The organism is Acidovorax sp. KKS102, assembly GCF_000302535.1.
Lineage (GTDB): Bacteria > Pseudomonadota > Gammaproteobacteria > Burkholderiales > Burkholderiaceae_C > Acidovorax.
Map to the genome: position 1 here is coordinate 5,093,728 of NC_018708.1, position 14,112 is coordinate 5,107,839.

Consider the following 14,112-nt stretch of genomic DNA (forward strand, 5'->3'; position numbering starts at 1 on the left):
ACGCGTTTGGCGCCTGGAATCTCTCTCCAAATCCGGCGCTTTCCTCCCTTAAAGGCATAGACAGCACCATGGCATCCGTAAACAAAGTCATCATCGTCGGCAACCTGGGCCGCGACCCTGAAATGCGCACCTTCCCCAGTGGCGACCAGGTGGCCAACGTGACGATTGCCACCACCGACAAGTGGAAAGACAAGCAGACCGGCGAAATGAAGGAAGCCACCGAGTGGCACCGCGTGGTTTTCAACGGCCGCTTGGCAGAAATCGCCGGCCAGTACCTGCGCAAGGGTTCGCAGGTGTATGTGGAAGGCAGCCTGCGCACCCGCAAGTGGACCGACCAGAGCGGCGTCGAAAAGTACAGCACCGAAATCCGCGCCGACCAGATGCAGATGCTGGGCAGCCGCCAGGGCATGGGCGGTGGCGGCCAGGGCGGCGGACAACAAGGTGGCGGATACGACGACGGTTACGGTGGCGACCAGGGCGGCTACGATCAGGCACCGCGCCGTGCCGCGCCCGCGCCACGCCCCATGGCCGCCCCCGCACAGCGCCCGGCGCCCGCCCCTGTGGCACAGGCACCGCGCGCGGCCTCCGGCTTCGACGACATGGACGACGACATCCCGTTCTGACAGCCTCCGGCACCGGATTCAATCCAAAGCCCGCATCCGCAAGGTGCGGGCTTTTTTTTGCCTGTGCGCCACGCACCGGTAACCCCCTAGAAACCGTCGCTTGTGGGCGTCAAAACGTAGCAACTCGCAACAAGAGGTGCTGGAGTCAACCCAACTTACCAAGGCTAACCAGCGCCTGGAGGTGATGACTTTTACAACGGCGCTGGTGCGCGCCGCTTCTCAGTTTTGTCCAGTTCGGCGCAGGCGCCACACACCAACAATTCCTTACATCCGATACGGAAATATCAAAGATCATCGCTGCCTGGCGCGCCAAAGAGGTGCAAAGCCCGGCGGCCAGCAATTACCAAAAACCAATATTCCAAAGAGAGAGAGGGTCGTGATGCCTGGGTTCGTGCGCAAGATTTTGATATTTGTCACTGGCTATGCGTGGCTGCTGCTACTGGCTGGCCCCGGGCTGATCGCACTGTCGGTGTACAGCGGTTGGAAGGCGGAAGACGGCCACGCCTATGTGGCACGCGAAAGCCTGAAAACCGTGTCCGGCACGGTGACCCAGGCCTCTGAAGTCACCGTCAAGCGCAAGCGCCGCGCGACCAAGAAATACTACGAAATCACGGTCCAGCCCGACACCGCAGGCGCCGAGGCACGCAAGCTGCGCATCGACTACAGCACACCACAGCAGCTGGTGGGCAACCTGATCGATGAAAAAGTAACCGCTTTGGTGGACGGCAGCGACCATGACCTAGTCTATGAAGTCTCGACCGGTGGCGCGACCGTCATCAGCTACGACACCACCAAGCAGCGCCTGCAGGCCGAAGCCACCTCCTCCGCGCAATCCTTCAGCGGCGCAGGCACCTGGATCTTCGCCATCCTGCTGACCCTGGTAGGGGCTGCCGGCGTGTGGTCCAACCGCAAGCTGCGCGCCGCCGACGAAGCACACCAGCTGGCCGCCGCCTGACGGCCATACCCCATAAAAAGAGAGAGGGAGGGAGGGGCAGCGCCCGGGGCGCGCTCCTCCCATCGTTTGCGCCAACCTGAGCGCTCACTACGGAGGACCACACCATGAACCCCAACGCACTTTCGCCACAAACCCCTGCGGGCGCTCCGATGGAGCGGCGCGATTTCATCGTCTCCACCTACAAGCACCTGGGCGTGGCCATTCTGGCCTTTGTCGTGCTGTCGGCGGTGCTGATGGTGAGCGGACTTTCCACCGCCGCGGCCAAGATGCTCATGGCCAGCGGCAGCAAATTCTTGTGGCTGGGGGTCATGGGCGCTTTCATGCTCGTGGGCTGGCTGGCATCGCACCTGGCCGACAACTCGGACAACCCTCAGACACAGCTGATGGGCCTGGGCCTCTACGTGCTGGCGGAAGGGCTCATCTTTGCCCCGATGTTCGGCATTGCCCAGCTTTTGGTGCCCGGCGCCATTGGCGCTGCCGCCTTCATCACGCTGCTGCTGGTGGCAGCGCTCACCTGGACGGCGTTCAGCAGCAAGACCGACTTTTCGTTCCTGGGCGGCATCCTGAAGGTGGCGGGCCTGGTGGCACTGGGCACCATCATCGCGGGCGCCATCTTCGGCTTCAAGCTGGGCATCTGGTTCTCCGGACTCATGGTGCTGTTTGCGGGCGCCTGTGTGCTGTACGACACCTCGCGCATCATCCATGACTACCCTGCAGACCGCCCCGCCGGCGCAGCGCTGCACCTGTTCGCATCGATTGCGCTCATGCTCTGGTACGTGCTGCGCATCCTGATCAGCCTGGCCATGAACGACGACTGACACGCCAGGGCACCGCCCCACAAAAAAGCCGGAGCGATCACCGCCCCGGCTTTTTTGCATCTGGAAAGAGAGTTTCAAGACAAATCAGGCGCAAGCGCTAGATTCCATTGCCCTAACAGCTATCAATTTTGAAGTATCAACGGGCCATGGCCGGCTGCACAGCAGGCGCATTGCCGGTGGGCTGCGGCAGCCCTTCCACGGCCGCAATCACGCCACCGCCCAGGCAGACATCGCCGTCGTACAGCACCGCGCTCTGCCCCGGCGTCACGGCCCACTGGGCGTCCGGGAACTGCAGCGCAAAGCCGTCGGGCACAGCCTCCAGCGCGCACGCGGCGTCCTGCTGGCGGTAGCGCGTCTTGGCGGCATAGGTGCCAGGTGCCGGGGCCTGGCCAGCGCACCAGCTCACGTCCTGCGCCACCAGGCGGTGCGATAGCAGCCAGGGGTGGTCATGCCCCTGCACCACCCGCAGCGTGTTCTTCTCCAGGTCCTTGCGGGCCACGAACCAAGGCTCGTGCGCGCCGCCACCGCGCTGCGCGCCCTTTTCTTTCACGCCGCCAATGCCCAGGCCCTGGCGTTGGCCCAGGGTGTAGAAACTCAGGCCCACATGCTGGCCCAGCTTGCGTCCCCGGTCGTCCAGGATGAGGCCGGGTGCATGGCTGATGTAGCGGTTCAAAAACTCGCGGAAGGGCCGCTCACCGATGAAGCAGATGCCGGTGGAGTCCTTCTTCTTGGCATTGGGCAGGCCGATTTCTTCGGCGATGCGGCGTACCTCGGTCTTGTGCAGCTCGCCCACAGGGAACAGCGTCTTGGACAGCTGCGCCTGGTTCAGACGGTGCAAAAAGTAGCTCTGGTCCTTGCTTGGGTCCAGCCCCTTGAGCAGCTCGTGCAGGCCCGTGGCCGGGTTGTGGCGCACGCGCGCATAGTGGCCGGTGGCGATCTTCTCCGCCCCCAGACGCATGGCATGGTCGAGAAATGCCTTGAACTTGATCTCGGCATTGCACAGCACGTCGGGGTTGGGCGTGCGCCCTGCCTGGTACTCGCGCAGGAACTCGGCAAACACCCGGTCCTTGTAGTCGGCCGCGAAGTTGACGTGCTCGATCTCGATGCCGATCACATCGGCCACAGCGGCGGCATCCACAAAGTCGATGTTGGACGAGCAGTACTCGCTGTCGTCATCGTCTTCCCAGTTTTTCATGAAGATGCCGACCACCTCATGGCCCTGCTTTTTGAGCAGGTAGGCGGTCACGGCCGAGTCCACGCCGCCGGAAAGGCCGACGACAACGCGCTGTTTGGTAGGGGAAGTCATTGCCCCGATTGTATTTTTGATGCCGCCGGGGCACTGCGCGGGCGCGCAGAACGCGTAGCCACCAGCAGGTCATACAGCTGCTGCGCGGCAGGCGACAGGGTTTTGCCCCGGCGCTTGATCAGCCCCATCTGCCGCGTCACGATGGGCTCCACGAGCGGGATGCTGACCAGCGTGGGATGGTCCTTGCCCGGCATGGCCAGGCTGGGCACGGCCGCCACGCCCAGGCCCGCCTCCACCAGGCCGAGCAGCGTGGTCACATGCTTGGCCTCGTACAGGCACTGGGGCCGGTCGGGCACGTTGGCCAGCGCCAGGTCCATGAGCAGGCGGTTGCCCGAGGTCTTGCCCACCGACATGAAGTCGTGCTGGCCCAGCTCGGCCCAGCTCACCTTCTTGCGCCGCGCCAGCACATGGTCGCGCCGGCAGGCAGCCACAAATCGCTCAGCCAGCACGGGCTTGAACTCGATCTCGGCCTCCTGGCTGCCGATGAAGTTCAGGCCAAAGTCCGCATCGCCCTGTGCCACGGCCACCAGCACCTCGTTGGCGCTGGCGTCGTGCACCTTCACGCGGATCTTCGGAAAGCGCTCGTGGTAGCGCTTGACCACCTGCGGCAAAAAGTAATACACAGCCGAGGGCACGCAGGCAATGGTCACCTCGCCCATGCGCCGCGCGGCCACATCGCCCAGGCCCATGAGCATGCCGTCCAGGTCGTCCAGCCACACGCGGGTCTTGCGCGCAAAGTCACGCCCCACGGCCGTGAGCGTGACGCGGCGCGTGGTGCGGTCAAGCAGGCGCACACCCAGCGCTTCTTCCAGCTTGTCGATGCGGCGGCTGAACGCGGGCTGCGACAGGTGGATGGCGTCGGCCGCCGCGCGAAAGCTCTGCAGCTCGGCCACCGCCGCAAAGGCCTGGATGTCGGCCAGGTCGAATTTGTTGTTCATCGGGCGTCCTTAGTGTGCGCTTCAGGGCGTTGGCAGCGTTGTAAGCCGTGCATCAAACGATCAGAACATTGCAATTCACGGCCGAGATTGGAGCATGTACAAGCCGCTACAGCCTATTGCACAGCATGCATCAATCGTTGCCAACAATGCAATTCACAGATCATCGACGGCGCAGCACCATGCCGACCCATGAGCACCAACATTCCTTGCGTTCTGATGCGTGGCGGCACTTCCCGGGGGCCGTTCTTCCTGGCCGACTGGCTGCCGCGCGACTCTGAGGCCCGCGACCGCACGCTGATTGCAGCCCTGGGATCGCCGCACGAGCTGCAGATCGACGGCCTGGGCGGCGGCAACTCACTGACCAGCAAGGTCGCCATCGTCTCGCGCTCCACGCAGCCCGACTGCGATGTGGACTACCTGTTTGCCCAGGTCAGCGTGCAGGAGGCCCGGGTGGACACCCGCCCCAACTGCGGCAACATGCTGGCCGGTGTGGGGCCCTTCGCCATCGAGCAGGGGCTGGTCCCTGCAGACCGCGAAGGCCAGACCACCACGGTGCGCGTCTACAACGTGAACACCCGCTCCCGCATCGACGTGCAGGTGTGCACTGCGGGCGGCCAGGTGCACTACGACGGCGATGTGCGCATCGACGGCGTGCAGGGCACGGCCGCCCCGGTGCTGATGAACTTCCTGGATGCCTGGGGCGCCGTCACCGGGCAGATCTTTCCCACCGGTCAGCGCATCGACACCATCCGGGGCCTGCAGGTCACCTGCATCGACGCAGCGCAAGTGATGGTGCTGGTGCGCGCCGCCGACCTGGGCCTGCGCGGCGACGAGACACCCGCCGAGCTGGACGCCAACACCGCCTTGCTCGCCCGCCTGGACACCGTGCGCCTCGAAGCCGGTCAGCGCATGGGCATGGGCGATGTGACCCACAGCGTGCTGCCCAAGCCGGTGATCTTGTCGCCAGGCACATCACTAGGCAGCGTGGTGTCGCGCTACTTCACCCCCCACCAGTGCCACCGCTCGCATGCCGTCACGGGCGCGATTGGCGTGGCGGCGGCCTCGGTACTGCCGGGCACGGTGGCCACCGACGAACGGCATGCGCCCACCGCCGGACTGCGCCGCGTAGAGGTGCAACACCCGGCAGGCCGCATCCAGGTGGAGGTGGAACTCAGCGAGGTGGATGGCCAGTTCAAGCTGGTGCAGGCCGCGCTGGTTCGCACCGCCCGAAAGATTCTGGAAGGCACGCTGTTCGTACCCGAAAGCGCCCCCGCGCACTGAGCGCTCTTCAGGGCGCAGCTTGCGCAGCGCCCGCCCAACGACTTCAACGATTCCAACCATTACGACAGGAGACAAACCATGACCCGTTCCATTCACTCCACCACGCGCCGCACGGCACTGGCCACGGCGGCACTGGCGCTCGCGTCCAGCGCCTTCTGGGCCGCAGGCACCGCCCATGCGGCCTATCCCGAAAAGCCCATCACGCTGGTCGTGCCCACCGCCGCCGGGGGCGGCAACGACGGCATGGCGCGCGTCGTGGCCATCAAGCTCTCCACCCTGCTGGGCCAGCAGGTCATCGTGGAGAATAAGGCCGGGGCCAACGGGGCCATTGCGGCCGAATACGTGGCCCGTGCGGCACCCGATGGGCACACCATCTTGTTCGGCTACATCGGCACCCACGGCATGAGCCCCGCGCTGCAGAAGCTGCGCTACGACCCCATCACGCAGTTCGAGCCCATCGGCATGGTGAGCTACTCGCCCACGCTGATGGTGGTGAACCCCAAGGTGCCCGCCAAGACCGTGAGCGAGCTGGTGGCGCTGACCAAGGCCAAGCCCCATGACTTCAACTACGCATCGGCCGGCAACGGCACGGCCCCGCATTTCTCAGCCGAGATCTTCAAACTGGAAAGCGGCGCCCAGATGGCCCATGTGCCCTACCGGGGTGCGGCGCCCGCGATGAACGACACCATGGCCGGGCAGACGCAGGTGATGTTTCCCAGTCTGTTCTCCGCCTACCCGCACGTGAAGGGCGGCAAGCTGCGTGCCCTGGCGCTGGCCGGGCCCAAGCGCTCGTCGCTGCTGCCCGATGTGCCCACGCTGGAGGAGGCCGGCATCAAGGGGGTGGAGATCACCCAGTGGTATGCCCTGTTCGCACCCGGCAAGACACCCCGCCCGGTGATCGACCTGCTCAACAAGATCTTGAACACCGCACTGGCCGACAAGGACGTGGTGCGCCGCATCGAGGAACAAGGCGCGGTGGTGGACACCAGCACGCCCGAGCAACTGGCACTGACCGTCAAGCAGGAGCTCGCCAAGTGGAAGGGCGTGGTGGTCAAGGCCCAGCTCACCCCCGATTGAGCCCCGGCGAAGACGGCTCTGGGAGGCAGACGGGCGCCACCGCCCCTGCGCGGCACGCGTGCCCACATTTCAACAAGCGGAGACACAGATGAGAACAAGGATGACAGCGGCCTGCGCTGCACTGATCGGCCACTGCGCAATGGCACAAGGCACCGACGTGACGCTGTACGGCGTGGTGGACCTGGGCCTGCGCAACGGCAGCGGCCTGTCCGCATCCAACGCGCCCACGGCCGGCTCCAGCCACAGCCTGGGCAGCGGCATCCACACCACCAGCCGCTGGGGCCTGCGGGGCAGCGAAGACCTGGGCGGCGGCGCCAAGGCGCTGTTCAACCTGGAGAGCGGCCTCAACGCAGACACCGGCGCACCGGCCAATGCCACCAAATACTTCGACCGCGCCTCGTGGGTCGGCCTGCAAGGCGGCTGGGGCACGCTGGCCCTGGGCCGCCAGACCACCACGCTGGCCGACGCCATCTCGCCCGTGGACCCACTGGCCATGCGCTTTGCCAGCTTCAACCCCAACATCGGCGTGACGGCGCTGAGCCAGCATGGGCTTGGCATCGAATACGGCAGCGCAGGCGCCAACTCGGGCTCCTACCGGCTGGACAATTCGCTGAAGTACACGGGCCGGTTCGGCGGCTTCACCGCACGTGCCATGTGGGGCCTGGGCGAAGTCGCATCGCAGGCCTCGGCTCTATCGTCACGCGGTGTGGGCCTGGCGTGGGCTGCGGACGGCTTTGTGGTGTCCGGCGCCTACCAGAGCTTCAACGACGCCAACAAGCGATCACTCGACGGCACCACCCTGGGCGCCGCGTACCAGTGGGGCAGTGTGCGCCTGGCCGCCAACGCCGGCCGCAACAAGGCCGAGACAGCCGCAGGCCGCTTCACCGTGCAGCGCGTGTTGTCCGCTGGTGGCACCTGGGCAGCCACGCCGTGGGTGGACCTGACGGCGGCCTACTACAAGGTGGACCGCTCGCGCACCGGGGCGGCCGACGACGGCTACGGCCGCCTGGTGGCGTTTGCCGAGTACAAGCTCTCGCGCCGCAACAAGGTGTATGCCGAACTGGACAACACCCGCTGGCGCAACGGCTTCCAGGGCACGGCCAACAAGGCCACGGCCACCGGCATCTCCGCCGGTGTGGTGCACACGTTCTGAGCCCTGTAGGCCGATACGGCGGGCGCTGGGCACAGGTCTTTTGGAGGCTTGTGCCCCAAAGCTCCCTTTGGCGCGGAGCACACCCGCCGCAGGGGGCGGGAAGGGAGAGTCTGTCGACCCGCTATCGCACCACCATGGACGTGAAGGGCCACACATAAGCCTGCAGACTCACCAACAGCCCCACCAGGCAGGCCAGCGCGATCGAGTGGAAGAAGACGAAGCGCAGGATGTCCCCTTCATGGTTGAACCAGCGGGTGGCGGTAGAGGCCACAACAATCGACTGCGCATCGATCATCTTGCCCATCACGCCGCCCGAGCTGTTGGCGGCGCCCATGAGGTTGGGCGAAAGGCCCAGCTGTTCGGCCGCCACCTTCTGCATGCCCCCGAACAGCACGTTGGACGCAGTGTCCGAGCCGGTCAGCGCCACACCCAGCCACCCCATGAGGGTGCCAAAGAAGGGGTACAACACGCCGGTGTTGGCGAATGCCAGACCCAGGGTGGTGTCCGTGCCCGAGTAGCGGGTGAGCGTACCCAGGGCCAGCATGAGCACGATGGTCAGCAGCGAATAGCGCACCAGCCAGATGGTGCGGAAGAACGTGCCGACGATGGCGACCGGGCTGTAGCGCATGAGCAGGGCACTGATCAGTGCGGACAGCAAGATGCCCGTGCCGGTGGCCGACAGCAGGTTCAACGTGTAGACCGCGCCTTCCTTGGTGGGCTTGGGCACCACCGGAGGCATCTTCTCAATGAGGTTGTGCAGCCCGTCCATCGGGAAAGCCGGGGCGAAGATGCCGTTGAGCGCTGCCTTCACCGATGGCAGCCCCCAGACAAACACACACACCGACAGAATCAGCCAAGGCATCCAGGCGTTGATCAGCTGGGCGCGTGAGTAGCGAACGACCGGCTGTGCAGGCTTGGCTTCGGCAGCGCTTGGGTCGTGGCCCCGCATCGAAGGCGAGATCCAGATCTTCTTGGGCTGCCACACGCGCAGGAACGCGATCAGACTCGCCATGGAGATGATGGCCGCAATGATGTCCACCAGCTCGGGGCCGATGTAGTTGGAAACCAGGAACTGCGGAATGGCAAACGACACACCGGCCACCAGAATGGCAGGCCAGATCTCCCACATGGCCTTGCGCCCGGCAAATGCCCAGATCAGCCAGAACGGCACCAGCACCGAGAAGAAGGGCAACTGGCGGCCGATCATGGCCGTCACTTCCATCAGATCGTAGCCATGCACCTTGGCCAGCGTGATCACTGGCGTGCCCAGGGCACCGAACGCCACGGGGGCCGTATTGGCAATCAACGACAGACCCGAGGCGGCCAGCGGCGAGAAGCCCAGCCCGATCAGGATCGCGGCAGTGACCGCCACGGGCGTGCCGAAACCGGCGGCACCTTCAAAGAACGCGCCAAAGCAAAACGCAATCAGCAACAGCTGGATGCGGCGGTCTTCCGTGATGTTGGACAGCGAGTCCTGCAGCACCTTGAAGCTGCCGTTCTGCTCCGTGAGCTGGTGCAGAAAAATGATGTTCAGCACGATCCAGCCGATCGGCAGCAGCCCCGTGAAGCCGCCATACAAAGCGGCGCGACCAGCCATGTCGGCAGGCATGCCATAGGCAAATATGGCCACCACCAGTGCTGCGACGAGCCCCATGCCCGCAGCAATGTGGGCTTTGATGTGAAAGAACCCCAGGGCGGCCAGCATGATGATCACCGGGATCGCAGCCAGTGCGGTGGACACAACCATATTGCCCGCCGGGTTGTAGATTTGTTGCCAGATCATGGCCTGTCTCCGTTCGGAAAGGGTTGAAGTGAAAAGATGCGGGCGCAGCATTCGCCTGTGCCAGCTCGCCGGCGGATTCTTCGGGAAAGCGCTGGTGGCGCTCTTGAAATGCAGTCCACCGGCGGTGCAAATAATTTCAAGTCCCCAGCTTCCACAGGGAATTGACGCGCCCCGGATGCGCGGACTGCGTGTTTACCCGGAGCAACGGCGTCAGCCTGCTGAAAGTGCTGCGTTGCGCGCGCCGCACGCAGTCGCCAACGAGTCAGGTGCGAGTGGCGGCACCGGTGTATCAGTGCTCCCGGGGGCAACGGACACGCCGGAGTACAGTGCCGCATGACCAAAAGGGCGCCATGGAACTGAGACAACTGCGCTATTTCGTGCGTGTGGTGGAGCAAGGCTCCATGAGCCGCGCTGCGCTGGACCTGGACGTGGTGCAGTCCGCGCTCAGCCAGCAGATCACCCGGCTGGAGAGCGAGCTGGCCACGCGGCTGCTGCAGCGCACGCCGCGTGGCGTGACGCCCACCGAGGCGGGGCTGGCGTTCTTTCGCGAGGCGCAGCTCACCCTGCGCCATGCCGACCAGGCCGTGCGCGCAGCGCAGCAGGCGCGGCTGTCGGGCACTGTCACCGTGGGGCTGGCGCCCACCACGTCGGGCGTGCTGGGCCTGCCGCTGATGCAGGCCATGCGCACACGCTACCCGGACGTGCGGCTGCACATGGTGGAGAGCATGTCGGGACACCTTACGGCCATGCTGCATGCGCGCGAGCTGGACCTGGCCGTGCTGTTCGACACCCGCCTGCACCAGGCGCAGCAGGCCACCGGCGCGCGCCGCTGGGACATGGCGCCGCTGCTGGAGGAGGACCTGTTCCTCATCTGCGCCCGTGACCGAGGGGAGGGCCCCGGCCACCCCCGTGGCCGGCAGCTGCCGGAAACCATCACCGTCGCCGAGCTGGTGCAAGAGCCGCTGATCCTGCCCACCGGCCCACACGGCCTGCGCAGCACGCTGGACACGGCCTTTGCCCGCGACCGCGTGGCACCGCACGTGGTGCTGGAGGTGGACTCGCTTGCCATGGTGATGGCCGCCGTGGACGCGGGCCTGGGCTCCACCGTGCAGCCCTGGGCCGCCATGGGCCGCTACCCCGATGCGGCCGAGCGCTTTCAGTGCGCACGCCTCACCGACGCGCCCGCGCGCCGCGTCAACCTGCTGTGCAGCCTGCCCGACGAAGAACTCTCGCCCGCTGCGCTGGCCGCGCGGGTGGTGCTGACGGACTGCGTGCGTGAATTGGTGACGAGCGGCCAGTGGTTTGGCACGACATGGATAGGCGGACAAGACACCAGCGCCTGAGCGGCCACCCCGCAGCCATCACGATCCGTGATACCCCCATGACCTGAACCCGCTGCTCAGCGGGCCTGCGTCTCCCTACAGTCGCCATCACCCCGATGAACGACACGGCGACCACGCCAGGAGACACCCCATGGGCCCCACACCCCCTTCTTCATTCCCCCGCTCGCAGCACACCGCCGGGAGCCACCGGCCATGAGCGGCGATGCTGTGGTCGATGTGCTGGTGATCGGCGGCGGCAATGCCGCCCTGTGCGCCGCCCTGATGGCACGCGAGGCGGGCGCCAGCGTGCTGCTGCTCGAATCCGCCCCGCGCGCCTGGCGCGGCGGCAATTCCGCCCACACGCGCAACCTGCGCTGCATGCACGACGCGCCGCAAGATGTTCTGGTCGACGCCTACCCCGAGGAAGAGTTCTGGCAGGACTTGCTCAAGGTGACGGGCGGCCTCACCAACGAACACCTGGCGCGCCTGGTGATCCGCGAATCCAGCACCTGCCGGCCCTGGATGCGCCGCCACGGCGTGCACTTTCAGCCCGCGCTGGCGGGCACGCTGCATGTGGCGCGCACCAACGCGTTCTTCATGGGCGGGGGCAAGGCGCTGGTCAATGCCTACTACCGCAGCGCGGAGCAGCTGGGCGTGCAGATCCGATACGAAGCGCCTGTGGAGCGCATCGAGATGGACGGCCGCCGCTTCGTCGCCGCCCACCTGGCGAACGGCGAGCGCATTGCCGCCAAAAGCTGCGTTCTGGCTGCGGGCGGCTTTGAATCGAACCGCGAATGGCTGCGCGAGGCCTGGGGCCAGAACGAGCGGGGAGAGTGGCCGGCCGACAACTTCCTGATCCGCGGCACGGCCTACAACAAGGGCGTGCTGCTCAAGCACCTGCTGGATGACCACGGCGCCGATCGCATCGGCGACCCCACGCAGGCGCACATGGTGGCGATTGACGCGCGCGCGCCGCTGTACGACGGCGGCATCTGCACGCGCATCGACTGCGTGTCGCTGGGCGTGGTGGTCAACCGCAACGGCGAGCGCTTCTACGACGAGGGCGAGGACTTCTGGCCCAAGCGCTATGCCATCTGGGGCCGCCTGGTGGCGCAGCAGCCGGGGCAGATTGGCTACTCCATCATCGACAGCAAGGCCATCGGCCGCTTCATGCCACCCGTGTTCCCGGGCGTGAAGGCGAACACCCTGCCCGAGCTGGCGCAAAAGCTGGGCCTGCCCGTGGACACCTTCACCCGCACGCTCGATGCCTACAACGCTGCCTGCCGCGTGGGCCAGTTTGACCACACCACGCTGGACGACTGCCACACCGAAGGCGTCGAACCCGCCAAGACGCACTGGGCGCGGCCCATCGACACCGGGCCGTTCTACGGCTATGCGCTCAAGCCCGGCGTCACCTTCACCTACCTGGGCCTGCACACCGACGACACGGCTGCGGTGCGCTTCAACAACCAGCCCAGCCCCAACCTGTTTGTGGCTGGCGAAATGATGGCCGGCAACGTGCTGGGCAAGGGCTACACCGCGGGGGTGGGCATGAGCATTGGCACCGCGTTTGGCCGCATTGCGGGCACGCAGGCAGCTTTGGCCTCCAAACGGCCGGTAGCGCTAGTCGAACATGCCTCAAACGCTACAAAACAAGGAGCAAACCATGCAAACGCTTGAGGCCCTCACGCGCGACGCCCGGGCGCTGGCAAATGGCGACATCGTGCTGTCTGCGCCCGAGACCGAGGTGGCGCGCCAGCTGCAGATCTGCAACGCCTGCCGCTACTGCGAAGGCTTTTGCGCCGTGTTCCCGGCCATGACGCGGCGGCTGGAGTTTGGCAAGGCCGACATCCACTTCATCGCCAACCTGTGCCACAACTGCGGCGCCTGCCTGCACGCCTGCCAGTACGCGCCGCCGCACGAGTTTGCGGTGAACATTCCGCAGGCCATGGCCCAGGTGCGCGGCCAGACCTATGCCGACTACGCCTGGCCGCCCGCACTGGGCCAGCTCTACCAGCGCAACGGCCTCACGCTGGCGCTGGCGCTGGTCGCAGGGCTCACGCTGTTCCTGCTGCTGGCCGTGGCGCTGCACGGCCAGGGCATTGCCGCGCTGTGGCAGGCCCCCGTGGGCGGCTTCTATGGCATCTTTCCGCACAACCTGCTGGTGGGCCTTTTCGCACCCGTGTTCCTGTTTGCCGTGCTGGCGCTGGGCCTGGGCGTGCGCCGCTTCTGGCGCGACGTGACGCCCGCCACCAGCGGCGCGCCGCTGAGCGCCCCCGCCACGGCCGAGGCCACCGACGCGGTGCTGCGTCTGAAGTACCTGGATGGCGGCCACGGCGACGGCTGCCACAACGAGGACGACGCCTACACCCTGTCGCGCAGGCGCATGCACCACCTCACGTTCTACGGGTTCACGCTGTGTTTTGCGGCCACCAGCGTGGCCACGCTGTACCACTACCTGCTGGGCGCACCCGCACCGTACGACCTGCCCAGCCTGCCCAAACTGCTGGGCGGTGTGGGCGGCATCAGCCTGGCGATGGGCACCGCAGGCCTGTGGCGGCTGAACCTGCGCCGCCACCCGCAACACGGCGACGCCGCGCAAAAGCCCATGGACCGCGCCTTCATCGCCCTGCTGTTCCTCACCGCCACCAGCGGCCTGGCCTTGTGGGCCGCGCGCGGCACCGCCGCCTTGCCGCTGCTGCTGTGCCTGCACCTGGGCGCCGTGATGGCACTGTTTGCCACCATGCCCTACGGCAAGTTTGCGCACGGCATCTTCCGCACCGCCTCGCTGCTGCGCCATGCGGTGGAGAAGCGCCAGCCCAACCCCATCGGCCTCGGCACCGACTGATCCCCGCA

Annotated in this window: 12 protein-coding genes; 9 read left to right on the forward strand and 3 right to left on the reverse strand. The window is 66.2% G+C overall.

The window, feature by feature from the left end; translation table 11 throughout:
• Nucleotides 1-68: 68 nt before the first annotated feature.
• The 3 genes from ssb (at nt 69) to C380_RS23440 (ending at nt 2,396) form a co-directional block, all read left to right on the forward strand.
• On the forward strand, nt 69-623 hold the full coding sequence (ssb, locus tag C380_RS23430) for a single-stranded DNA-binding protein (protein ID WP_015016327.1): 555 nt from the start codon (nt 69-71) through the stop codon (nt 621-623).
• 379 nt (nt 624-1,002) lie between these two features.
• Nucleotides 1,003-1,578: a hypothetical protein gene (locus C380_RS23435; RefSeq protein WP_015016328.1), complete on the forward strand. Its 576-nt coding sequence runs from the start codon at nt 1,003-1,005 to the stop codon at nt 1,576-1,578.
• Nucleotides 1,579-1,682: 104 nt separating this feature from the next.
• The gene (locus C380_RS23440; RefSeq protein WP_015016329.1) at nt 1,683-2,396 is read left to right on the forward strand and encodes a Bax inhibitor-1 family protein; all 714 of its coding nucleotides are present in this window, start codon (nt 1,683-1,685) and stop codon (nt 2,394-2,396) included.
• A 136-nt stretch (nt 2,397-2,532) separates the two neighbouring features.
• On the opposite strand, the gene mnmA is transcribed toward C380_RS23440, so the two are convergent.
• Nucleotides 2,533-3,702, reverse strand: a complete 1,170-nt coding sequence (mnmA, locus tag C380_RS23445; protein ID WP_015016330.1) for a tRNA 2-thiouridine(34) synthase MnmA — start codon at nt 3,700-3,702, stop codon at nt 2,533-2,535.
• Nucleotides 3,699-4,640, reverse strand: a complete 942-nt coding sequence (locus C380_RS23450; RefSeq protein ID WP_015016331.1) for a LysR family transcriptional regulator — start codon at nt 4,638-4,640, stop codon at nt 3,699-3,701. Before C380_RS23450 ends, mnmA begins: the two co-directional genes overlap by 4 nt.
• A 189-nt stretch (nt 4,641-4,829) precedes the next feature.
• On the opposite strand from C380_RS23450, the gene C380_RS23455 reads away from it, so the two are divergent.
• The 3 genes from C380_RS23455 to C380_RS23465 all read left to right on the forward strand — a co-directional run bounded on the left by C380_RS23455 (nt 4,830) and on the right by C380_RS23465 (nt 8,151).
• Nucleotides 4,830-5,921: a 4-oxalomesaconate tautomerase gene (locus C380_RS23455; RefSeq protein ID WP_015016332.1), complete on the forward strand. Its 1,092-nt coding sequence runs from the start codon at nt 4,830-4,832 to the stop codon at nt 5,919-5,921.
• Nucleotides 5,922-5,999: 78 nt separating this feature from the next.
• Nucleotides 6,000-6,998, forward strand: coding sequence for a tripartite tricarboxylate transporter substrate binding protein (locus C380_RS23460; protein WP_015016333.1), 999 nt, complete (start codon nt 6,000-6,002; stop codon nt 6,996-6,998).
• An 88-nt stretch (nt 6,999-7,086) separates the two neighbouring features.
• Nucleotides 7,087-8,151 (forward strand): porin, encoded by a 1,065-nt coding sequence (locus C380_RS23465; protein ID WP_043565811.1) that lies wholly within the window; start codon nt 7,087-7,089, stop codon nt 8,149-8,151.
• A gap of 121 nt (nt 8,152-8,272) precedes the next feature.
• On the opposite strand, the gene C380_RS23470 is transcribed toward C380_RS23465, so the two are convergent.
• Nucleotides 8,273-9,934, reverse strand: a complete 1,662-nt coding sequence (locus tag C380_RS23470) for an L-lactate permease (protein WP_015016335.1) — start codon at nt 9,932-9,934, stop codon at nt 8,273-8,275.
• Nucleotides 9,935-10,284: 350 nt separating this feature from the next.
• On the opposite strand from C380_RS23470, the gene C380_RS23475 reads away from it, so the two are divergent.
• The 3 genes from C380_RS23475 to tcuB all read left to right on the forward strand — a co-directional run bounded on the left by C380_RS23475 (nt 10,285) and on the right by tcuB (nt 14,104).
• Nucleotides 10,285-11,277, forward strand: coding sequence for a LysR substrate-binding domain-containing protein (locus tag C380_RS23475; protein WP_015016336.1), 993 nt, complete (start codon nt 10,285-10,287; stop codon nt 11,275-11,277).
• Nucleotides 11,278-11,469: 192 nt separating this feature from the next.
• Entirely contained in the window at nt 11,470-12,936 is a 1,467-nt protein-coding gene (gene tcuA, locus C380_RS23480; RefSeq protein ID WP_015016337.1) for an FAD-dependent tricarballylate dehydrogenase TcuA, read from the forward strand.
• Nucleotides 12,923-14,104, forward strand: coding sequence for a tricarballylate utilization 4Fe-4S protein TcuB (tcuB, locus tag C380_RS23485; RefSeq protein WP_015016338.1), 1,182 nt, complete (start codon nt 12,923-12,925; stop codon nt 14,102-14,104). The genes tcuA and tcuB overlap by 14 nt, the downstream gene beginning before the upstream one ends.
• Nucleotides 14,105-14,112: the final 8 nt, after the last annotated feature.